Raw genomic sequence first — 22,570 nt, 5'->3', positions numbered from 1 at the left:
CAGGACCGTTAGACGACCGGGCTGCGTGCTACTGCACAAGCGGTTGCGCCAGCAGGATCGCTTACGCCGACCCTGTGTACCGCAATCAGCAGGGAGCCTCCATGGACAATATCGTCGTTGCCGATAAGCAAACCACCGTCGCCACCCAGAATGCCTGGGGCAATATCACGCTCAACAGCCCAGGCGTGGTGCAGATGCCCGTTGCGCCGGACCAGGTGGCAACCGTGACCCGGCGCGGTCAGGACCTGATCGTCACCCTCAAGTCTGGGGAAAAGGTCACCGTCGGCAACTTCTTTGCCGTGGACCAGGCAGGTGTGGGCAGTGACATGGTCTTCGTCGGCGAAGACGGCACCCTGTGGTACGCCAACTACGATGCCGAAGCCTTCACCGGTTTCACCTTCCAGGAAGTCGACTCGCTCGATGACCTGGTCGCCGGCATCGGCGTCGCGGGCAGCGAAACCCCAACCTGGGCGATTGCCGGGTTGAGCCTGCTGGGCGTTGGCGGCGCTGCCGCCGCCGCAGGCAGCGGCGGTGGTGGCGGTAGCAGCGGCGGCTCCGCCCCAGGTGACACCACGCCACCCGCCACACCGATCGACCTGCTGGTATCGCCCGATGGCTTGCGCCTCACCGGCCGCGGCGAAGCGGGCGCCACGGTGAACGTGCGTGATGCCGCTGGCAACCTGTTGGGCACCGGTACCGTGGACGCCGACGGCACCTTCACCGTCACCTTGAACCCACCCCAGGTCAATGGCGAAAGCCTGGACGTCAGTTTGACCGACGCGGCTGGCAACATCTCGCAGCCGGGCAACGTGACCGCGCCGGATGCAACCGCCCCCGTGGCGCCCACCGAACTGGCCGTGAACGAGCAGGGAACCACACTCACCGGCCGTGCCGAACCCGGGTCCACCGTGCAAGTGCGTGCCGCTGACGGCACCGTGCTGGGTACCGCCGTGGCAGGCGCCGACGGCTCGTTCAGCATTACCCTGCAACCCCCACAAACCGATGGACAGGCGCTGCAAGTCACTGCCAGTGACGCTGCCGGCAACACCTCACCTGCCGCAGCCATCAACGCACCCGATGACGGGGTTAGCAACCCGCCTGACACCACCCCGCCCGCGCAACCGGCCGACCTGGCTGTCAGCGCCGATGGCAGGATCGTCAGCGGCCGTGCCGAACCCGGGTCCACCGTGCAAGTGCGTGCCGCTGACGGCACCCTGCTGGGTACCGCCGTGGCAGGTGCCGACGGCCTGTTCAACGTCACCCTGCAACCCCCACAAACCGAGGGGCAGGCGCTGCAAGTCACTGCCAGTGACGCCGCCGGCAACACCTCCACTGCCGGCACCGTCAACGCGCCGGACATCGATACCGGCGGGGGTGACACCACTGCGCCGGCGCCCGCCACTGACCTGATCATCAGCGGCGATGGCCGTACCGTATCGGGGCGCGGTGAAGCAGGTGCAACGGTAACCGTAACGAACGACCAGGGGCAGGTCGTGGGCACCGGGACGGTGCAGCCTGATGGCACCTTCACCCTGCAACTGACCACGCCCGTGACCGATGGCTCGTCGCTGCAAGTGACCTTGACCGATGCCGCTGGCAACGTATCACCGACAAGCCCGCTGACGGCACCGGACCTGGTAGCCCCTGGGCAACCGACCGGGCTGACGCTCACCGACGGCCAAACGCTGACCGGCAGCGCCGAACCCGGTGCACGGGTAGAAGTGCGCGACAGCTCCGGCGACCTGATCGGCAGCGCTATCGCCGGGCCGGATGGCCGCTTCAGCCTCACCCTCGACCCTGCCCAGGCCAACGGCCAACCTTTGGCCATCACGGTCACAGATGCCGCTGGCAACAGCTCCGCACCACTGGCGTATACCGCCCCGGACATCACGCCCCCGGCACTGATCACCGGCGTGATAGTGGGCGCCGGCAGTGTCGTGATCGCGGGCCGCGGTGAAGCGGGTGCCACCGTGCAAGTGCTGGATGCCGACGGCAATGTGATCGGCAGTGGCACGGTGGCAGCCAATGGCACCTTCCTGGTCGAACTGGATGCTCCGGTGGTGGCGGGCGAAAGCATCGTGCTGGTGCAAACCGACGCTGCCGGCAATGCATCGCCTGAGCTGAGCATCACCGTGCCGCAGACGCCCGTACCGGAAGGCCCGGCCGGGCTGGTGGTGGCCCCCGATGGCTCGTCCGTCAGCGGCACGGCGCCTGCAGGCAGCTTTGTCGAAGTGCGCGATGCCCAAGGCAATGTGCTGGGCAGCGTGCAAGCGGGCAATGACGGCACCTTCACCATCGGCCTGACCCCCCCTCAAGCCAACGGCGAACTGCTCGATGTGGTGGCCCTGGACGCTGACGGCAACAGCTCGCTGCCGACCCAGGTCGGCGCACCGGACATCACCGCGCCCAACCTTGCCAGTGACCTGGACCTGAGCGCCGATGGCGTCACCCTCACCGGCCGCGGTGAACCCGGGGCCACCGTGCAGGTCAGCGATGCCGAGGGCACAGTGCTCGGCACGGCAGTGGTGGGTGCGAACGGCGTCTTCACCGTCACCCTGACACCGGCCCAAACCAATGGCCAGATGCTCGACGTGGCGCTGAGTGACGCTGCCGGCAACACATCGACCGCAACCCTGGCCGCGCCGGATCTGGACGGCCCGTTGCAGCCTTCCGCGCTGGCCATCGACAGCACAGGCCTGCACCTCACCGGCCAGGGCCAGAGCGGCTCGATCGTCACGGTGCGGGCGGAGGACGGCACCGTACTGGGCACCGCGACAGTCGGCGCCGACGGGCGCTTCGATGTCACCCTCGACCCGCCACAGCGCAACGGCCAGAGCCTGACCGTGGAGGCCACCGACAATCTGGGCAACAGTGCCGGGCCGGTCGACTTCACCGCGCCCGACAGTACCCCACCGCAAGTCGTCGGCAACCCGAGCATCGACGACAGCGGCACCACCGTCAGCGGCACTGGCGAACCAGGTGCCACCGTGATCGTGCGCAGCCCCGACGGTACTGTACTGGGCAGCGTCGAGGTGGCCGGCGACGGTACCTTCGAGCTCACCCTTGCCCCGCCGCAGACCAATGGCCAGGCCTTGACCGTGGAGCAACGCGACCCAACCGGTAACGTGTCTGCAGCGGTCGACCTGCCAGCCCCGGACAATCAGGCGCCCGACACCCCCACCGGCCTGGCCCTTTCCGCCGATGGCAGCGTGCTCACCGGTAGCGGCGAGCCCGGCGCGCAGGTGCGCGTCATCGGCACCGGCGGCGCAGTAGTGGGCACTGCCGTGGTGGAGGCCGACGGTAGCTTCCGGGTGACCCTCGACCCACCGCAGCTCAACGGCCAGACGCTGTCCGTCACCCAGGCGGACGCTGCGGGCAACACCTCCACTGCCGGCACCGTCACCGCCAACGACCTGGAAGCACCGCAACCTGCACAAGGCCTGGGGCTGAGCGCCGATGGCAGTGTGTTGAGCGGGCAAGGTGAGCCAGGCGCCACCGTAGAAGTGCGCGATGCTGGCGGGCAATTGCTGGGCGATGCCCAAGTGCAACCCGACGGCAGCTTCACCGTCACCCTCGCCCCTGCCCAGACCAACGGCGAAGTTCTGTCGGTGGTGCTTGTCGACGATCAGGGCAATACCTCGCCATCGGCCACCTTCACCGCCGACGATTCAACCGGCCCAGCCACCCCGACCGGCGTGCAAGTCAGTGCCGATGGCACAACGCTGCAAGGCAACGGTGAGGTCGGCTCCACCGTTGAAGTGCGCAATGCCAACGGCGACCTGCTGGGCACGGTCGTGGTGCCGGTGGGCGGCAACTTCAGCGTGCCGCTGTCGCCAGCGCAACTGGATGGGCAGAGCCTCGAGGTGACCCTCACCGATGCTGCCGGCAACACCTCCCTCGCTGCCCAGGCCACTGCGCCGGACCTCACGCCGCCTGCGCTGCCGACCGATGTAGACGTCAGCCCGGATGGCACCACGGTGACCGGCAACGCCCCCGGGGCCAGCACGGTCACGGTGACCGACCCCAGTGGCAATTCCACCACCGTTGCAGTGAACGGTGACGGCAGCTTCAGCGTGCCGCTTGATACCCCGCTCACCAATGGCGAGACCCTGACCGTGGTGGTCAGCGACGGGGCCGGCAACGACTCTGGCGCATCGACCGTTACCGCGCCGGACACCACACCGCCTGATGCGGCCACCGACATCACGATCAGCCCGGATGGCGGGACCATCGGGGGTACTGCCGAACCCGGCGCCACCATCATCGTTCGCGACGGCCCCACTGAACTGGGCACCGCAACCGCCGGGCCGGACGGCACCTTCGTGGTCGAAGTCGACCCACCTCTGGTTGCCGGCGACACCGTGCAGGTGGTGGTCCGGGACGACGCTGGCAACGAGACCCCAGTAAACGTGGACGGGCCAGACGGCACCGAGGTCGCCACACCCACGGCGCTGACCATCAGTGCCGACGGCTTCCTCCTGACCGGCCAAGGCACCGTGGGCTCGCTGATCACCGTGACCTCCGGCGGCACCACGCTGGGCACCGCGACGGTCGGCAGCGACGGCATCTTCCGCGTGTTCTTCAGCGACGCCCAGCTCAATGCCCAGACCCTGCAGGTCAGCGCACGCCTTTCAGCCGGCGGTAAACCTTCCGTACCGGCCACGATCGTGGCCGAAGACAATACCGCCCCGGATGCCCCCACCCAGCTTGCCCTCGACGGCAGCGGCAGTACCCTCACCGGCCAGGGCGAGGTGGGTGCGACCGTGCGCGTGGTCGATGCCCAAGGCACCGAACTGGGCACCGCCATCGTTGGCAGCAACGGCTTGTTCAGCGTCACACTGACACCCCAGCAAGCCAACGGCCAGAACCTCACCGTCACCCAGAGCGACGCGGCGGGCAATAGCTCGCTGGCCGCAACCTTGCAGGCGCCTGACCTGCAAGCACCTGATGCGCCCGCCGGCCTGAGCCTGAACAGCGCGGCAACCGTCGTCAGCGGCCAGGGTGAGGCGGGCGCCACGGTGACAGTGCGCGATGCCAGTGGCGCGGTACTGGCCACCGGCACCGTCAACCAGAGCGGCGAGTTCCAGATCACCCTGCCAAGTGCGCAAACCACCGGCAGCGCCTTGCAGGTCACCCTCAGCGATGCCGCTGGCAATGTGTCTGGCCCGGCGAACCTGGCAACACCGGACCGCACGCCCCCGGCGGCGGTCGGCAACCCCGTGCTCAGCGCCGATGGCAGGCAGCTGTCAGGCAGTGGCGAAGCCGGCGCCACCGTGCAGGTGCGCAACGCCGCCGGCACCGTGGTCGGCACCGCGACCGTGGGTGCTGATGGACGTTTCACGGTCACATTCGATACGCCACAGGCAACCGGCCAGGCGATCGGTGTGAGCCAGCTGGATGCAGCTGGCAACACCTCGCCTGCTGTCACCCTCGATACACCCGACCTCACCGCACCAGCCCCGCTGACCAATGTGGTGCTCAACAACAATGGCCTGACCCTCACCGGCTTGGGTGAAGCGGGTGCCAGCGTGACGGTACGCGGCCCCGATGGCACCATCATTGGCACCGGCCAGGTGGTCGCCAACGGCAGCTTCACCCTCACCCTGACCAGCGCGCAACTCAACGCCCAGAACTTGAGCGTGACCCAGACCGACGCGGGCAACAACACCTCGCCGCCCGTTGCGGTAACAGCGCCGGACCTCACCCCACCCGCGGCGCCAACCGACCTCGCCCTGGCCAGCAGTGGCGTGCAACTGAGCGGCAGCGCCGAAGCAGGCAGCACCGTTACCGTGCGTGATGCCGCAGGCAATGTCCTGGGTACCGCCGTGGCCAGCAGCAATGGCACCTTCCAGGTCACCCTGAGCAGCGCCCAAACCAACGGCCAGACCTTGCAGGTTACGGCCACCGATGCCGCAGGCAACGTGTCGCCTGCCGCGCCTTACACCGCAGCCGATACCACACCACCCACCGCCGTCGCCAACCTGGCCGTCGCTGCCGACGGCGCCAGCCTGACAGGTACTGGCGAAGCCGGCGCCACGGTCACCGTGCGCGCGCCCGACGGCACCTCGCTGGGGACCGCCACGGTCGGCAGCGATGGCCATTTCACCGTCGCGCTCAGCCCTGCAGCGATAGCCGGCGAAAACCTCAGCGTGACCCAGTCCGATGCCGCGCAGAACACCTCGCCGGCACAGACCGTGACCGCGCCGGGCGACCTGGCACCGGACATTCCGGACAACCTGACGCTCTCAGCCGACGGCCTGGTGGTTACCGGCAATGGATCCCCTGGCAGCACCGTCAGTGTGTATGGCCCTGACGGCGTGCTGTTGGGTACTGCGCCAGTGGGCAATGACGGCAGCTTCACGGTCAACCTCGACAGCGTTCAGGCCAACGGTGAAGTCTTGCAGGTCAGTGCCGTGGGCACCGATGGCAGTGCTTCGTTGCCTGCGACCCTGCAGGCGCCGGACACCACCGCTCCACAAGCGCTGACCAACCTGGTGCTGAGCGCCGATGGCCTGACGCTCACCGGCCGAGGTGAGCCGGGCGCCACGGTGACCGTGCTCGGCGAAGGCGGTGTCGACCTGGGCACCGCGGTTGTCGGTGCCGATGGTAATTTCAGCATTGGCCTGAGTACCGCCCAGATCAATGGCGAGCAGCTCAGTGCACAGCAGACCGACGCCGCGGGCAACGAGTCCGACAGTGTCAGCCTGACTGCGCCCGACCGCGTGGCACCCGATGCAGCTGGCAACCTGGCATTCGCCGGCGGCGGCAGCATGCTCAACGGTACCGGCGAGGCCGGCAGCACCGTCAAAGTGCTGGCTGCCGATGGCAGTACACTGGGCAGCGCAGTGGTCCGCGCCGACGGTACCTTCCAGGTCACGCTCAGCGCGCCACAAGCCAACGGCCAGCAGGTGCAGGTGGTACTGACCGATGCCGCCGGCAACCAGTCCGACCCCAGCCCCATCACCGCAGCCGATACCACCCCTCCAGCCGCCCCCACCGAGCTTGCGATTTCCAGCGACGGGGTTACCCTCACCGGCCGCGGCGAGCCCGGCGCACAGGTGAGTGTGACCAACGCCCAGGGCGACGAAATCGGCACGGCAGTGGTCGATGCCAGCGGTAATTTCACCGTCACGCTCAACCCGGCACTGGGCAACGCCGAACTGCTCAGCCTCAGCCAGGCCGACGCAGCCGGCAACGTGTCGGCGGTCGCCACCTTGCAAACGCCCGACTTCACGCCGCCGGCCATCCTCACAGAGGTGGCCATCAATGCCGATGGCAGCGTGGTCACCGGCCAGGGTGAACCAGGCGCCACCGTCACGGTGACCAATGCCGCAGGCGTAGTGCTCGGTACGACCATTGTGCTCACCGACGGCAGCTTCTCTGTAGAACTGTCGCCCGCCCAGATCAACCAGCAAGTGCTGTCGGTACAGCAGGCCGACCCACCCGGCAACATCAGCGCGCCGGTCACCGTCGATGCCCCCGACCTCACGCCCCCTGCAGCGGCGACCGAACTGCGCTTCAATGCTGCAGGCGATCAGCTAAGCGGCGTCGGCGAAGCGGGCACCACGGTACGGGTGTACCTGGGTACCACTGAAATCGGCACCGCCACCGTGGGGGCCGACGGTACCTTCGTGGTCGACCTCAGCTCGGCGCAGCTCAACGGCCAGACGGTTCAGGTAACCCTGACAGACGACAGCGACAACGTATCGCCCATCAGCTCGGCCACCGCAGCCGACACCACGCCGCCGGCCACGGTGGTCGCGGTGCTCAACGACAGCGGCACCCAGCTCACCGGTAGCGGCGAAGCAGGGGCGCGCATCACCGTGATGAACGACCGTGGCGACATGGTCGGCCAGGGCGTGATCGACCCTGATGGCACCTTCGTGCTTGACCTCACCACCCCACAGATCGACGGCCAGGTACTGACCGTGGTCGCTCAGGACGCCACCGGCAACCCCAGCGCGCCACTCGAAGTGACCGCCCCGGACCTGGTGCCACCGGGGCAACCCACCGGCCTGGCGCTGGACACGACGGGCACGCTGCTGACCGGTAGTGCCGAACCCGACAGCATCATCACCGTGCGCGGCCCGGACAACACCATTCTCGGCACCATCCAGGCCAACCAAGACGGCACCTTCAGCGTGACGTTGAGCCCGGCGCAGGACAACGGCCAATTGCTGACCGTGGTCGCCCTTGATGAGGCGGGCAACGCTTCGCTGCCAGCCACTTACCAGGCTGGCGACACGTCGCCGCCTGCACCGGTGACCAATCTGGCCATCAATGCCGACTACGACGTGCTCACCGGGCGCGGCGAGCCCAACGCTACAGTGACGGTCAGCCTGGAAGGCGCTGTGATCGGCACCGGCGTGGTCGATGCCAATGGCAACTTCTCCATCGGCCTCGACCCCGCACCTGGCGCAGACGTCACATTGGAAGTGATCCAAAACGACGGTACCAACCCCTCGCCAGTACAGACCTACCTCACCCCGGATGTTCCACCCTCAGCGCCCCCGACCAACGTGGTGCTGGACCCTGACGGCCTGACCCTCACGGGTAACGCCACCAGCGGGGCGTCCATCACTGTCTATGACAGTGAGGGCAATGTGATCGGTACTGGTACAGCGGACGGCAACGGCGACTTCAGTCTGCAACTCGACAGCGCCCAGTTGAATGGCCAATCGCTGTCGGTCACTGCCGAGGCGGTGGCGGGCACTGAGTCGCAACCGGTGTTCGTGCAGGCGGCAGACAGCACGCCGCCGGCCAACCCGGTGGTCACTGCGCTGTCCGCCAATGGCCTGGTGCTGACCGGCACTGGTGAAGCCAATGCCACAGTCACCGTGCGCGATGCCAATGGCAATGTGCTCGGCACCGGCGTGGTCAACGCGGGCGGCGTGTTCAGCATCAACCTGGCCAGCGCGCAGCTCAACGGCCAGGTACTCGGTGTGACGCAGGTCGACGCGGCAGCGAATGCCTCGGGCAGCACCAGCTATACCGCGCCGGACACTCAGGCGCCGGCGGCACCGACCAACCTGGCCGTGGGCGGCGCAGGCACCGTGCTGACCGGTGTCGGCGAGCCCGGCGCGACAGTCACCGTCACCGGCCCGGGCGGGCCGCTGGGCAGCGCGGTGGTGCAACCCAATGGCAGCTTCACCGTCAACCTCTCCACCACGCAGAACGACGGGCAGTTGCTCACCGTGCGCCAGTCCGATGCCGCCGGCAACCAGTCCGGCAGCGCCAGCGTCACAGCACCCGACACCACGCCACCCGCGGCGCCAGTGGCCGCCATCAACGCCAACGGCACCACGGTCAGCGGCTCTGGCCAGATCGGCAGCACCGTCACCGTGCGCGACGCGGCAGGCACCGTGCTCGGCACCGCCACAGTCGGCAGCAACGGCCTGTTCGTGGTCAGCCTGGCGGCGGCGCAGATCGACAACCAGGCCCTGACGGTCACCTTGACCGACGCCAGCGGCAACGCTTCGACCGGCACCGCACTGACCGCTCCAGACCTCACCCCGCCAGCGCTGGCCAGCAACCTGGTGATCAGCGCCGACGGCAGCACGCTGACCGGCAGCGGCGAGGCTGGCGCCACGGTCACGGTGCGCAGCGCCAACGGCACCGTCCTGCAAACCGGCACGGTGCAGCCCGACGGCACCTTCTCCGTCACCCTGACACCTGCCCAGGACAACGGCCAGAGCCTGTCGGTGTCGCTCACCGACCCCCGCAACAACGTCTCCGGCAACGTCACCATCACCGCGCCGGACGTCGACGCCAATGCACCGGTGATCGCCAGCGACAACCTGGCGAGCGCCACCGTCAACCTGGCACCGGTTGTCGCCACGCAGACCTACACCGACAGTTTCACCACCCTGCTGGCGGGCTTCAGCAAGACTTACACCTGGACGGTCGGGGCCGGCACCACGGTTGACCCTACCTTGACGCTGACCACAAGCAGTGCCCTGGCCCTGCTCGACAACACCACCTTCACCTTGCAGGTAAAAAATGCTGCCGGGGCCTGGGTCACGGTGGCGACCGGTAACAGCCAAGGCCTGCTGGACCTGGTCCTGCTGCCTTTGGGCCAAGGGGTGCGCGTCGACATCGGCGAGCTGCAAGCCGGTGAGTACCGGCTGACCGTCGCCAGTGGCGGGATCGGCCTGGTGACCAACGTGACCACCACGCTGGACATCGAAACCACCAGCCTGACCCAGTTCACCGGCACCGGTACCCCCACTACCGGCAACGTCATCACCGACCCCGGGGTCGACGGCACCACCGATGCCCGTGGCCCGGACAGCAGTGCCGTGCTGCAAGTGCTCAAGAACGGCAGCTACGTCACCGCCGGCAGCGCCACCGAAGTGCAGGGCCTGTATGGCACCTTGGTGATCCGCGCCGATGGCAGCTACACCTACACGCCCAACGGCACCCCCGCCAGCGTCGGCAAGGTGGACGTGTTCAGCTATCAACTGGTGCACGGCAACGGCCTGACCGATGTCGCCAACCTGTATGTGCGAATCGACAGCCCGCAAGCCACGGAGGTCTGGAGCGACAGCAACCTCAGCGCGCCCGCCACGGTGGTCGATGCCGTCAACGACATCGACAGCACCAACATCAGCCTGGCGAACCGGGTGGACACCGCCAGCGCCACACTGGGCACACTGTCCCTGCCGCTGATCGGCTCGCGGCAGGCGGCCTACACCACCACCGTTGCCGCTGACACCACCGCCAACCTGCAAGTGGTACTCAACTCCGCCAACCTGCTGGGCCTGCTCAACGGCACCACCCTCGGCCTTTACAAACTCAACACGGCTACCGGCCAGTACGTCCTCGTGCAGTCTGTGCCCGGTGGGTCGCTGGTCAGCCTGCTCGGCGGCGGTTCGGCCTACACCTTCCAGAACCAGGGCGCCGGTACCTACGAGATCCGTGTCAGCGCAGGTGGCATTGGCCTGGCCAGCTCGATCACCACCAGCCTCAACACCACCACCACGTACACCAACGAGTTCGTGGTCAGCGGCTACACCCCCGTGACCGGCAACCTGCTGACCGACACTGCCGGGGGCGGAGCCGACAACCTCGGTTCGACGCTGACCGTGCTCAGCGTGCTGGTAGCGGCCAACACTTACGCCATCCCCGGTTACAACGGCGTGAGCGTGGCCGGCACCTACGGTACGCTTCTGGTGAACGCTGACGGCAGCTACACCTATACCCTCAAGGAGGGCCTGACCTCGGCAGTGATCGGCCAACAGGACACCTTCACCTACGAACTGACGCACCCCAACGGCACCACCGATACCGCAACGCTGACCATCAACCTGGACAACGCCACCGGGTTTACCGCGACCACCTCGCTGCTGGCTGAAAGCGGTGACGAGGGGGCGGCCTTGGCCAGTGTGGCCACGGCCGCATCGACCGAGGTGATTGCCGGCAGCGATGGCAATGACCACCTCGATGGCAGCCAGGGCGGGCACATCAGCCTGCAAGGCGGGGCCGGCGACGACACCCTCGTGGTGGTCGACCAGGCCTTCGCCAGCGTCGACGGCGGCAGTGGTACCGACACCCTGCTGTGGGGCGGCGGCGATGCCAGCATCGACCTGAGCTCTCTGGCCGAGCGTGTCCACGACATCGAAATCATCGACCTCAACGACACCAGCGCAGTGGCCCTGACGCTGAGCCTGGCGGATGTGGTGGCCGTCACCGAAAGCGGCAGCAGCACCCTGCTGATCAAAGGTGACGACAAGGATTCGGTGCACATGACCGATAACTGGAGCCTGACCGGCAGCCAGAGCGCCGACGGCATCGACTATAACCAATACACGGCCCAGGAGGATCCGAGCCACCACCTGTGGGTGCAGAACGGCATCCATGTCGTCTGAGGCCGCAGTAACCCGCCGGGCGCCATGCCCGGCGGCAAGGACGATCAGCAGTAAGGGAATTATGTGAAGCGAAGCAGTCCGCTGTCACCGCTGTTGCCGGGAGCCGTCGCGCTCCTGGCATTGATTTGGAACCCGGTTGCGCAGGCAGCCGATGACATAGACCCCTCGCTACGCACCATCGGCCCGTCACTGCTACGCGATGCCCCCGATGCCATCCCTGCCCGCCCCGCGGCAGGCCAGGCCGCCACCCATGGCGATCGGCTCGGGCTGGCCGAGGCGGTGCTGGCCGCTGCGCAGTGGCACCCCAGCATCGCTGAAGCCGTCGGCAACCTGTACAAGCAAGGCGAAGGCATCAACGTGGCGCGCGCCGGTTACTACCCGCAGCTTTCCGGCGGTATCCGCACCGGCTATGACAGCGGGTATGGCGGCGACCGCAGCAGCCAGGCGCTGAACCTGTCGCTCAAGCAGATGCTCTACGATTTCGGCAAGGTCGACAGCGCCGTCGACGCCGCCAAAGCCGCTGCCGCCCGGGCCCAGGCCAACATCCTGCTGGTCATCGACGACCTGGCCCGCGATACCGCCTACGCCTGGATCGAAACCCGCCGCTACGAGCAGCTCATGGTGATTGCCCGTGAGCAGATCAACGGCGTCAACGCGATTGCCGGCATGGCGCGCCAGCGCAGCGACATGGGCGCCAGTACGCGCTCCGACGTGGTCCAGGCCGAGTCCCGGGTGGAAGGCGCGCGCGCGACCCTCGAGGAGTATCAGGCCCAGTACCAGCGCTGGCGCTCTACCCTCGCCGCCCTGCTCGGCCGCGTTTCACCGCCGGCCCTTGCCGAAGAAACGCCCCCCGAACTCGACCAGGCCTGCAAGCGCCCACCGCAAGGTGATGACCGCCTGCCTGCAGTGCTCATGGCCCTGGCCCTGCGCGCACAATCCCAAGCCGAACTGGCACAGGCCAAGGCCGAGGCCTACCCGACGCTGTCGCTGCAGCCGCAGGTCAACCACTACCTGGACAACGACTACGACCGCGACAACAACCGCCTCGACCGCACCCAGGCGGGCATTTACCTGAACCTCGAAGTGCCGATCTACCAAGGCGGTGCCATCAGCGCCCGCAGCCGCGCGGCCGGGTATGCCCTGACCGCTGCCGACTCCGCCGAAGACGCGGCACGCCTGCAGGCCCGTCGCGGCCTGGCCGAAGCCATGGCGCAAACCTCGGGGCTGGGCCGCCGGCTGAGTTCGCTCCAGGCGCGCCAGGCCAGCATCAAGGAGGCACGCATGCTCTACGGCCGGCAATACCTGGACCTGGGCACACGGCCGCTGCTCGACCTGCTCAATGCCGAGCAGGAAATCTACCAGTCGCGCTTCGAACTTGCCGGCACCCGTTCCGACCTGCTGCGCCTGGATGTCGACTGCCTGTACAACACCGGCGCCCTGCGCATGGCCTTGGGCCTTGAAGGGCGCAACCTGCAAGGGGTGGAGATCGAGCCATGAACGATACGCTCAACCTGAGCCAAGCCACGCAGCAGCAAAACCCGGAGCCAGCTGTCGTCCATCGGCCGGACCTTGGCCCTTGGCTTGAAGTCATGCTGCAGGTCGCCCACCACTACCGGTTGGATGTATCGCCCCAGCGCATCCGCCTGGCGGCCGTCGAAGATGCCCGGCCGCTGGATGAAATTCTGCGCCACATGGCGCGCCAGGCCGGCCTGTCCCTGCGCTTCGTGCGCTTCGATGCCAAAGCCCTGCGGCAATGGCGTACCCCCCTGGTGCTCGAACTCAACGATGGCCAGCTGGCTGTGGTCGAAGCCGTGACCGAGGACAACCAGCTGGCCGTGGTGTTCGCCGGCGACCAGGGCCTCACCTCGCGCCTGCCCCGCGAAGCGCTCGAAGGGCGCATCAACCGCGTGGCACTGATGCGCCCGGCACGGCCTTTGCGCGACGTACGTACCGACGACTACACCGCCCCGTACGACCGCCATTGGTTCGCCCGCATCGTGCTGCGCGACCTGCGCCCGTACGGGCAGGTGATGGTCGCCTCGCTGGTGGCCAACGTGCTGGCCCTGGCCGGCGTGCTGTTCTCGATGCAGGTGTATGACCGGGTGATCCCCGCCGAATCGCTGCCCACCCTGTACGTGCTGTTTGGCGGTGTGGTGCTGGCGCTGGTGTTCGATTTCAGCATGCGCCTGCTGCGCCTGAAGGTTACCGACCTGCTCGGCAAACGCGCCGACCTGCGCGTGTCGGACCTGGTCTACGGCCATGCCCTGCGCCTGCGCAACTCGGCGCGGCCGAAATCCACCGGCTCGTTCATTTCGCAACTGCGCGAGCTGGAGTCGATCCGCGACCTGATCACCTCCAGCACCGCCACCGCGCTGGCCGACCTGCCGTTCTTCCTGTTGTTCCTGTTCGTGTTCTGGCTGATCGGCGGCGTGCTGGTGTTCATCCCGCTGCTGGCGCTGCTGGCCATGCTCCTGCCTGGTTTGCTGGCGCAGCGCCGGCTGGCACGCCTGGCCAATGCCTCGATGCGCGAATCGTCCCTGCGCAACGCCATGCTGGTGGAAAGCGTTCAGGGCCTGGATGAAATCAAGGCACTGCAGGCCGAAGCGCGCTTCGAGCGCCAGTGGAACCAGTACAACGCAGCCTGCGCGCACACCAACCTGCATCTACGCACCCTGACCAACGGCCTGGTGACCTGGACCCAGAACGTGCAAGGCGCGGTGTTTGCCGTGGTCATCGTCATCGGCGCGCCGATGGTGATTGCCGGCGACCTCACCACCGGTAGCCTGGTGGCCGCCTCGATGCTGTCCTCGCGGATGATGGCGCCGCTGGCGCAGCTCACCCATGTGCTGACCCGCTGGCAACAAGCCAAGGTGGCGCTACAGGGCCTGGACAAACTGATGCAGGCGCCGGTCGATCACCCCGAAGGCGAAGCCCGGGTACACCTGCCGGCCATCCGCGGGGAGTACCGGCTGCGCCAGGCCAACTTCCGCTACGACCCCGAGGCACCACCGGTGCTGAACATCGGCCAGCTGGACATCCGGCCGGGCGAACGCATCGCCGTGCTGGGGCGCAATGGCGCCGGCAAGTCGACGCTGTTGCAGGCGCTGGGCGGTGCCATGGACCTGGTGCAAGGCGAGGTCACGCTCGACGGCATTGCCCTGGCCCACCTGGACCCGGCCGACCTGCGCCGGGACGTTGGCTTGCTGGCGCAGTATGCGCGGCTGTTCCACGGCACCCTGCGTGAGAACCTCACCCTCGGCGCCGGCCAGGCCAGTGACCAGGAGCTGGTGGCCGCGCTGGCCGCCACGGGCGCCTTGGAGTTCGTGCGCCGCCTGCCCAAAGGTATGGACCACCTGATTCTGGAAGGCGGCTTGGGCCTGTCCGGCGGGCAGCGCCAGGCATTGGTGCTGGCACGTTTGCTGGTGCGCCAGCCGCAGGTACTGCTGCTGGATGAACCCACCGCCTCGCTGGACGACACGACCGAACGCAAGCTGCTCGATAACCTCGACCGCTTCTGCCAAGGCCGCACCTTGGTGATCGCCACCCACCGGTTGAGCGTGCTGCAACGGGTGGAGCGGATCATCGTGCTCGAAGGCGGGCGCATCGTCATCGACGACAGCCGTGACGCCGCCCTGGCCAAACTGCAAGGAGCGCAGGCATGAGCAACCATGAACTCCCCGCGTCCTACCTCGATGGCCAGGACGATCAGGCCGTGCTGCGCGCCGGCCGCGTGATCACCGTGTGCGCACTGATGCTGGCCGCGTTCCTGGCCTGGGCTGCCTGGTTCGAGGTCACCGAAGTCTCTACCGGCACCGGCAAGGTGATCCCCAGCTCGCGCGAGCAAGTGATCCAGTCGTTCGAGGGCGGCATCGTCGCCGAGATGAACGTGGCCGAAGGCGATCTGGTCGAGCGCGGCCAGGTGCTGGCCCAGCTCGACCCGACCAAGACGGCCTCCAGTGTCGGTGAAAGTGAGGCCAAGTACCGTGCGGCCACCGCCAGCGTTGCCCGCTTGCGCGCCGAGGTCACCGGCAAGCCGCTGGTTTTCCCTGACAGCCTGCGCGACTCGCCGGAGCTGATCGACGCCGAAACCGCGCTGTACCAGACCCGCCGCCGCGGCCTGGAGCAGACCCTGGCGGGTATCGAGGACTCGCTGCGGCTGGTGCGCAGCGAACTGCAGATTACCGAGAACCTCGCCAAGATGGGGGCCTCCAGCCGGGTCGAAGTGATCCGCCTCAACCGCCAGCGCTCGGAACTCGAGCTCAAGGCCAATGAAGCGCGCTCCGATTATCTGGTACGCGCCCGCGAAGAACTGGCCAAGGCCAGCGCCGAAGCCGACAGCCTCTCGGAAGTGATCCGCGGGCGCAGCGATTCGCTGTCACGCCTGACCTTGCGCTCGCCGGTGCGGGGCATCGTCAAGGACATAGAGGTCAACACCCTGGGCGGGGTGGTACAGCCTGGTGGGCAGGTGATGAAGATCGTGCCGATGGACGAACGCTTGCTGATCGAGACGCGCATCGCCCCCCGCGACATCGCCTTCATCCACCCCGACCAGGCGGCCAAGGTGAAGATCAGTGCCTATGACTATTCGGTGTATGGCGGGTTGGAAGGCAAGGTGGTGGGCATCTCGCCGGACACCCTGCAGGATGAGGTGAAGCCGGAAATCTATTACTACCGGGTGTTTATCCGTACCGAGCAGGACAGCCTGCAGAACAAGGCCGGCAAGCGCTTTGCGATCGTGCCGGGGATGATTGCCACGGTGGATATCCGCACCGGTGAGAAAACCATTCTCGATTACCTGATCAAGCCGCTGAACCGGGCCAAGGAAGCCTTGCGCGAGCGCTAGGGGCCGCTGCGCGGCCATCGCCGGCAAGCCGGCGATAGGGCCAGCGAAGGCTACCGCCAAGTTAAAGCCTGGCCCGAACAGGCCGATAACCGGTTATCCCCTGTCTTCCATGAAGGTCACCATGGCCACGCAAAATGCCCGCGCGGACGCGTTGTCCCTGCTGCTGTTCACCCTGCGCAGCGGCAAGCTGATGGCAATCAACCTGCTCAAGGTCAGCGAGATCATCCCTTGCCCGTCGCTGACCAAGTTGCCCGAATCGCACCCCCACGTGAAAGGCGTGGCGACCCTGCGCGGCAACCCGCTGTCGGTGATCGACCTGTCGCGGGCCATCGGTGAACGCCCACTGGCCGACCCCGACGGTGGCTGCCTGATCGTCACCGAGATCAGCCGCTCGCGCCAGGGCCTGCATGTGCAGGCAGTGAGCCGCATCGTCCACTGCCTGAGTACCGACATCAAACCGCCGCCCTTTGGCTCGGGCAACCGCTCGTTCATCACCGGCGTGACCCGCGTCGACAACACCTTGGTGCAGGTGCTGGACATCGAAAAGGTGATCCACGCCATCGCCCCGCCGGAGCCGGAGCCTGCTCCGGGCAAACTGAACGAAGAAGACGCCAGCCTGCTGGCCGCCGCCAACATCCTGGTGGTGGACGACAGCCAAGTGGCGCTGCAGCAGTCGGTGCACACCCTGCGTAACCTGGGCATCGACTGCCACACCGCCCGCAGTGCCAAGGATGCGATCAACGTGCTGCTGGAGCTGCAAGGTACTGCGCAGGAGATAAACATCATCGTGTCCGACATCGAGATGTCGGAGATGGACGGCTATGCCTTCACCCGCACGCTGCGTGAAACACCGGACTTCCAGCACCTTTACGTGCTGCTGCACACCTCGCTGGACAGCGCGATGAGTGCCGAGAAGGCCAGGCTGGCCGGGGCCAATGCCATCCTCACCAAGTTCTCCTCCCCGGAGCTGACCGATTGCCTGGTGGTGGCGGCGCGCACGGTAGTGTTTGCCGAACGATGAAGGCCGTGCTGTCATATCCAGCGACAAACTCCCTGGCCTGTTGCCAGGGATGAGTCGGTCATACTTCGCCACCCTCGAACGTTTCACGGTATAGCGTATGAAGTTTTTCAGCTCTCTCCTGATCGCCTGCGCCGTTTTCAGCGGTGTTGCCCAGGCCTCCAGCAGCCAGGCCTGGAACGAACAACGCCAGCAGATGCTCAAGGCCTGCCTGGCCGCCAGCCAGTTCAAGGATGCCCACGCCCGCGGCAAACCTGCGGAGTTCGATGACCAGGTGGGCTTCAGCGCCCTGGTCATCGAAGGGGTGTATCCACAAAAGCACATGCAGCGACGCACCGGCTCCGAGCTGTGCCTGTACGACCGCCAGCAGCAGCGGGCCTTCGTCAGCGAATGGAACCTGGGCGCCAAGTGAACGACTCTTTGCGTTTTGCCTGTACCGGCTGTGGCCAGTGCTGCACCGGCCACCATGTGCCACTGACCTTGGCCGAGGCGCGCCAGTGGGCGGCCTCCGGCGGCCAGGTGGTGGTGCTGATCGAAGCCTTTGTGGAGGACGGCCCAGGGATGCCGGCAGACCAGCGTGAGCATGTGCTGCGCCGCTCGCACCCGGTGCCTTGCGGCGACAGCGAGGTGCGGGTTTCGGTGACCTTTGCCGCGTTCAACCCTGGGCGCTGCCGCAACCTGGACGAAAACGACCTGTGCACCATCTACGAGAGCCGGCCGCTGGTTTGCCGCATCTACCCGGTGGAAATCAACCCGCACATTCCACTCCGGCCAGAGAACAAGGACTGCCCGCCCGAGGCTTGGGAGCAAGGGCCTGAGCTGATTCATGGTTCATTGCCGGTGGACCCGGCGCTGCAGGCACTGGTGCAGGCGTCGCGGCAGGCAGATCGCGATGACATCGCGGCCAAGGTTGCCGTGTGCCAGGCCTTGGGCATGACCACCAGCGCGCTCAAGGGCAATGGTTTCACGGCCTACCTTCCAGACATGGGGGCCTTGGCTGCAGCGCTGGCGGATATACCGGCACCGCACGGTGCGCCGTGGGCCTTGCACGTTCAGGACGCAGCCCTGCTGGCCAGCCTGCAGGCGCAGGGTTTGCAGGCCGGCGACACGCCTTCGCAGTACTACGCCTTCATCGGCTTCTGACAAGCCTGCGCTTTACCTGTGCAAGCGCCCGTCTTGCCCAATTTCTAGAGGCCAGTGCAATCCAAGTGGGTGCCGGGCTTGCCGGCGATGGGCCGCAAAGCGGCCCCACAACCGCTTAGGCGCTGCGGTTCATGCCCATTTCCATGTCGTTGATCAATGCTTTGGCCATGGCACTGAGAATGCGTGCCGCACTGCCAGCGATCATGTTGCCCTCCATCTCGGCTTCCTCGCTCAAATGCCGGATACAACCGAGCAAGACCGACAGCTCATCGAACGCATGATTGAGCGGTATGCCCGGCTGGATGGCGTACAACCCGAGGAATGTTTCCTTACCGGCTGTGCTGCGCAATTTCAGTTCATCACTCACGGTTGATCTCCTGCATCGCCATATGGGCGACAAGGACACGCAGCAGTTCAGTGAGGATGCCGAGGTTTTCCAGCAGCGCGTAGCGATGGTCTTCGGCTTCGGTGTCGAGGTAGAGCTGGCTGGTTTTGCAGAAGCAGTCCATCAGCGTGGCAGCGTGAGCCTTGGCGTCCTCGGCGGGGAGGCCGGCGATTATTGTGATGTAAGGGATCGGGAATGCGATCGGTGGATCGGGAACGATTTTTTTCATGATGACTTTCCTGAAGATGCTACTGGAAAGCGACCACCTTGTTCTTCTCACGGATTGGGTGGCAGCCGTACGCGAGGTGAGAAGACCGCGTCCAGGAACCGCGGCCCGGACCGAAGCCCGCACACGCACGGCTGCCATGAAAAATGGCATCCTGGATACAGCTGCGGCTTCTCACGGCCGCTCGCCGTTGTGGCGAACAGCGAAGTTATCGCTGAAGCATTTCCCCGACTATCAGACGCCATCCGACAGAGCGCGTAGGATAATTCCTCATGGCCGCACTCTTGAAGCATCTGGTTTCAGATTCAGAATCTTCTTACGGGCTAGAGGACCCAGAGGCATGAATCGACCACGATCGCGTGGGGCTGCCAGCTCCCCCGCTCCAACCTCTCAACGCTGTCAAACTGCAGGCTTTCGCGGCGAAGGGGTGACGGTTTTTGCAGGGATAGTTACCTTTTGCGCAACAGTGCTTATCGCGCCAGGCGCTGTTTCCAAGGCCATGAAGCGACTAACTTTAGCCCTGTCTCCATTAGCACTTGCAGCGCAAGAAGGTAGTTTCAACATGTCCAACAGTATGGGTATTGCCAGCGTTTTCGTTCTGTCTTCCCTGTTGTTGTCGCCCCTGGCCATGGCCGAAGAATCCCCGGCTTTCGTCGCCCGTAATGCAGCGCTGGCCGCTGTGCACCAGCAAGCCCAAGAGGCTGTCGCGCACAAGGTCGACGCAGGCAAAGATGCAGAACAGACAGCCTCCCGGGTTCACAGCGACGCCAATGCCGAAGGCTGATCGCGCACCACTGCCGCTCCCGTTTCCCCCCGGCTACACCATGGGCACCCCCGGCGCCGATATGTTAGCCTTTTAAAGCCGCTGCCGATCAGCGGCTTTTTTTATGTGCGTTGACGATCAGCCCGGCCGTTATTTCTCTAACAAGAAAGTTGCACATTCAAAAATAAAAACTGCCCCACCGTCAGACCAAAGGAGCTAGTACCGGTGCCTTCCGCGTTTCGTTTTACCCCGTTGTTCATTGCATTGACTGCAACGATTCCCTTCGCCGCCCAGGCAGATGAAGACAAGGCTGATGGCTTCATCGAAGGGTCGTCATTCAACCTGCATTTTCGCAATGCCTACTTCAACCGCGACAACCACAACCGCGGCGTGCGCGACACCCGCGAGTGGGGCCAGGGCGCGGTTGTCCGCTTCGAATCGGGCTACACGCCCGGCGTAGTCGGCTTTGGCCTCGATGCGCACGCCATGCTGGGCGTTAAGCTCGATGGCGGTGGCGGCCATGCCGGCACCAGCATCCTGCCCAAGCACGTGAAGGACAACGGTGAACTGGGCGCTGCCCCCCACGCGTTCTCCACCGCAGGCGCGGCGGTCAAGCTCAAGGCCTTCGACACAGAACTCAAAGCCGGTGACCTGTTCCTGACCAACCCGGTGATCGCCGGTGGCGAAACCCGCATGCTGCCGCAAACCTTCCGTGGCGTCAGCCTGACCAACACCAGCGTCGACGGCCTGCTGCTCGAAGGCGGCCAGGTCAGTTTCACCAAGCCGTACAACCAGAGCGGCCACCGCCGCATCGACACCTACTACGGCTTGCTGGATGAGCAGGACAAAAGCAAGCATCTGAACTGGGCGGGCGCGTCGTGGAGCGGTAGCGAGAACATCACGGCCAACCTTTATGCCGCTGAGCTGAAGGACATCTGGAACCAGTACTACGCTGATTTCGACTACATCTATGTGGTCAACGACCTGGTCAGCCTCAACCCGGGCGTGCACTTCTACCACACCCAGGACACCGGCCAGGCGCTGCTGGGCAAGATCGACAACAACACCTACAGCGTGCACTTCACCGTCAACGCCGGCTACCACAGCGTTACTGCTGCCTACCAGCGGGTCAATGGCGACACGCCGTTCGACTACATCAATCTGGGCGATAGTGTGTACCTGGACAACTCGCGCATGTACTCGGACTTCAACGCGCCCAACGAGCGTTCGTGGAAGCTGCAGTACGGTTATGATTTCGCCGGCCTTGGCATGCCTGGCCTGACCACTAGCGTGTCGTACTCGCGCGGCGAGGCGGACCTGTCCAAGGCTGACCAGAACAACACCCACTACGACTACTACCGCGCCGACGGCAAGAACGCCCAGCACTGGGAACGTGACCTGGATGTGAAGTACGTGTTCCAGGAAGGCGACTTCAAGGACCTGTCGGTACTGGTGCGCTATGCCGTACATCGCGGCGGCCAGGGCTATGCGTCGATCGACAGCAACAGCGATAACGACGAACTGCGGGTGATCGTCGATTATCCGTTGAACGTGTTCTGACCTGAGGCCGGCGATAGCCTGGGGCCGCTTCGCGGCCCATCGCCGGCAAGCCGGCTCCCACCGGGACCGCGCCAGCTTTTAGACGTTGAGCATGACAGCTCCTGCCACAGGACGGGCGTCTACTTCTGGAAATTGGCAAAGCGCAACCTGAAGAGCTGCGCGGTCTCTGGACTGCCCCCCAAAAGTTGGACAGTTTTAAGCTGCAGCCCGAGTCCTGTACTCCACAGGGCTCAGGCCATTGAGCCTGAGCTTGATGCGATCATGGTTGTAGTAGTGAATGTACTCATCCAGACCCGCTCTCAGCTCATCAATGTTCGTGAAACGCTTCAGGTAGAAAAACTCGGATTTGAGCGTGCCGAAGAAGCTTTCCATAGCCGCGTTGTCCAGGCAATTGCCTTTTCGAGACATGCCCTGTTTTACACCGCGCTCGCTGAGCACACGGCGGTACTGGGCTTGCTGGTAATGCCACCCTTGATCCGAATGCAGCACAAGCTTCGGCTTCTCTCCCAGGCAATCGAGCGCTTTGCCGAGCATGTTCCCAACCAGGCTATAGCACGGGCGACTGGCCATTTCGTAGGCCACGATTTCACCGTTGTACAAATCCATCACGGGCGATAGGTAGAGCTTCTGTTGAGCTACCTTGAACTCGGTAACGTCGGTTACCCACTTCTGGTTCGGCCGTTGCGCGACAAAATTGCGCTCCAGCACATTCGCTGCCACTTTGCCGACAGCGCCTCGATAGGAGCGGTATTTCTTCGGGCGCAC

General features: G+C 65.7%; 12 protein-coding genes. 9 read left to right on the top strand and 3 right to left on the bottom strand.

Annotated features, from left to right (window positions below; translation table 11 throughout):
* The first annotated feature begins 101 nt into the window (after window positions 1-101).
* The 7 genes from JNA92_RS07660 (at window position 102) to JNA92_RS07630 (ending at window position 18,871) form a co-directional block, all read left to right on the top strand.
* Window positions 102-11,867: a BapA/Bap/LapF family large adhesin gene (locus JNA92_RS07660; RefSeq protein WP_431312456.1), complete on the top strand. Its 11,766-nt coding sequence runs from the start codon at window positions 102-104 to the stop codon at window positions 11,865-11,867.
* A 63-nt stretch (window positions 11,868-11,930) separates the two neighbouring features.
* Window positions 11,931-13,364: a TolC family outer membrane protein gene (locus JNA92_RS07655; RefSeq protein WP_241804141.1), complete on the top strand. Its 1,434-nt coding sequence runs from the start codon at window positions 11,931-11,933 to the stop codon at window positions 13,362-13,364.
* Window positions 13,361-15,529 carry a type I secretion system permease/ATPase gene (locus tag JNA92_RS07650; protein WP_241804140.1) on the top strand — a complete coding sequence of 723 codons (2,169 nt, stop codon included), beginning with the start codon at window positions 13,361-13,363 and terminating at the stop codon, window positions 15,527-15,529. The genes JNA92_RS07655 and JNA92_RS07650 overlap by 4 nt, the downstream gene beginning before the upstream one ends.
* A complete protein-coding gene (locus JNA92_RS07645; RefSeq protein ID WP_241804139.1) occupies window positions 15,526-16,710 on the top strand; it encodes an HlyD family type I secretion periplasmic adaptor subunit in 1,185 nt (394 codons plus the stop codon). The genes JNA92_RS07650 and JNA92_RS07645 overlap by 4 nt, the downstream gene beginning before the upstream one ends.
* A gap of 121 nt (window positions 16,711-16,831) precedes the next feature.
* Complete coding sequence (locus JNA92_RS07640; RefSeq protein WP_241804138.1) at window positions 16,832-17,731, top strand: chemotaxis protein; 900 nt, start codon at window positions 16,832-16,834, stop codon at window positions 17,729-17,731.
* Window positions 17,732-17,828: 97 nt separating this feature from the next.
* Window positions 17,829-18,140, top strand: a complete 312-nt coding sequence (locus JNA92_RS07635; RefSeq protein ID WP_241804137.1) for a hypothetical protein — start codon at window positions 17,829-17,831, stop codon at window positions 18,138-18,140.
* Window positions 18,137-18,871 (top strand): YkgJ family cysteine cluster protein, encoded by a 735-nt coding sequence (locus JNA92_RS07630; RefSeq protein ID WP_241804136.1) that lies wholly within the window; start codon window positions 18,137-18,139, stop codon window positions 18,869-18,871. Before JNA92_RS07635 ends, JNA92_RS07630 begins: the two co-directional genes overlap by 4 nt.
* Before the next feature lie 115 nt (window positions 18,872-18,986).
* On the opposite strand, the gene JNA92_RS07625 is transcribed toward JNA92_RS07630, so the two are convergent.
* Window positions 18,987-19,238: a DUF3077 domain-containing protein gene (locus JNA92_RS07625; RefSeq protein ID WP_241804135.1), complete on the bottom strand. Its 252-nt coding sequence runs from the start codon at window positions 19,236-19,238 to the stop codon at window positions 18,987-18,989.
* Window positions 19,231-19,485, bottom strand: coding sequence for a hypothetical protein (locus JNA92_RS07620; protein ID WP_241804134.1), 255 nt, complete (start codon window positions 19,483-19,485; stop codon window positions 19,231-19,233). Before JNA92_RS07620 ends, JNA92_RS07625 begins: the two co-directional genes overlap by 8 nt.
* 559 nt (window positions 19,486-20,044) lie before the next feature.
* Here JNA92_RS07620 and JNA92_RS07615 point away from each other — a divergent pair.
* Complete coding sequence (locus tag JNA92_RS07615; protein ID WP_241804133.1) at window positions 20,045-20,266, top strand: hypothetical protein; 222 nt, start codon at window positions 20,045-20,047, stop codon at window positions 20,264-20,266.
* Between the two features lie 204 nt (window positions 20,267-20,470).
* Window positions 20,471-21,805, top strand: coding sequence for an OprD family porin (locus JNA92_RS07610; RefSeq protein WP_241804132.1), 1,335 nt, complete (start codon window positions 20,471-20,473; stop codon window positions 21,803-21,805).
* Window positions 21,806-22,000: 195 nt separating this feature from the next.
* On the opposite strand, the gene JNA92_RS07605 is transcribed toward JNA92_RS07610, so the two are convergent.
* Window positions 22,001-22,570 (bottom strand): IS3 family transposase (locus tag JNA92_RS07605; protein WP_241804131.1); only part of this gene is annotated, 570 nt, incomplete at its 5' end.

This window comes from Pseudomonas putida (genome assembly GCF_022627325.1).
GTDB classification, from domain to species: domain Bacteria; phylum Pseudomonadota; class Gammaproteobacteria; order Pseudomonadales; family Pseudomonadaceae; genus Aquipseudomonas; species Aquipseudomonas putida_X.
Note: the sequence above shows the minus strand (reverse complement) of the source record. Positions and strands in the feature narration are given on the sequence as shown.

Coding starts and splice junctions, on each gene's coding strand:
- JNA92_RS07620 (WP_241804134.1), bottom strand. CDS start 19,485: ATGAAAAAAATCGTTCCCGATCCACCGATCGCATTCCCGATCCCTTAC.
- JNA92_RS07660 (WP_431312456.1), top strand. CDS start 102: ATGGACAATATCGTCGTTGCCGATAAGCAAACCACCGTCGCCACCCAG.
- JNA92_RS07640 (WP_241804138.1), top strand. CDS start 16,832: ATGGCCACGCAAAATGCCCGCGCGGACGCGTTGTCCCTGCTGCTGTTC.
- JNA92_RS07650 (WP_241804140.1), top strand. CDS start 13,361: ATGAACGATACGCTCAACCTGAGCCAAGCCACGCAGCAGCAAAACCCG.
- JNA92_RS07615 (WP_241804133.1), top strand. CDS start 20,045: ATGTCCAACAGTATGGGTATTGCCAGCGTTTTCGTTCTGTCTTCCCTG.
- JNA92_RS07635 (WP_241804137.1), top strand. CDS start 17,829: ATGAAGTTTTTCAGCTCTCTCCTGATCGCCTGCGCCGTTTTCAGCGGT.
- JNA92_RS07645 (WP_241804139.1), top strand. CDS start 15,526: ATGAGCAACCATGAACTCCCCGCGTCCTACCTCGATGGCCAGGACGAT.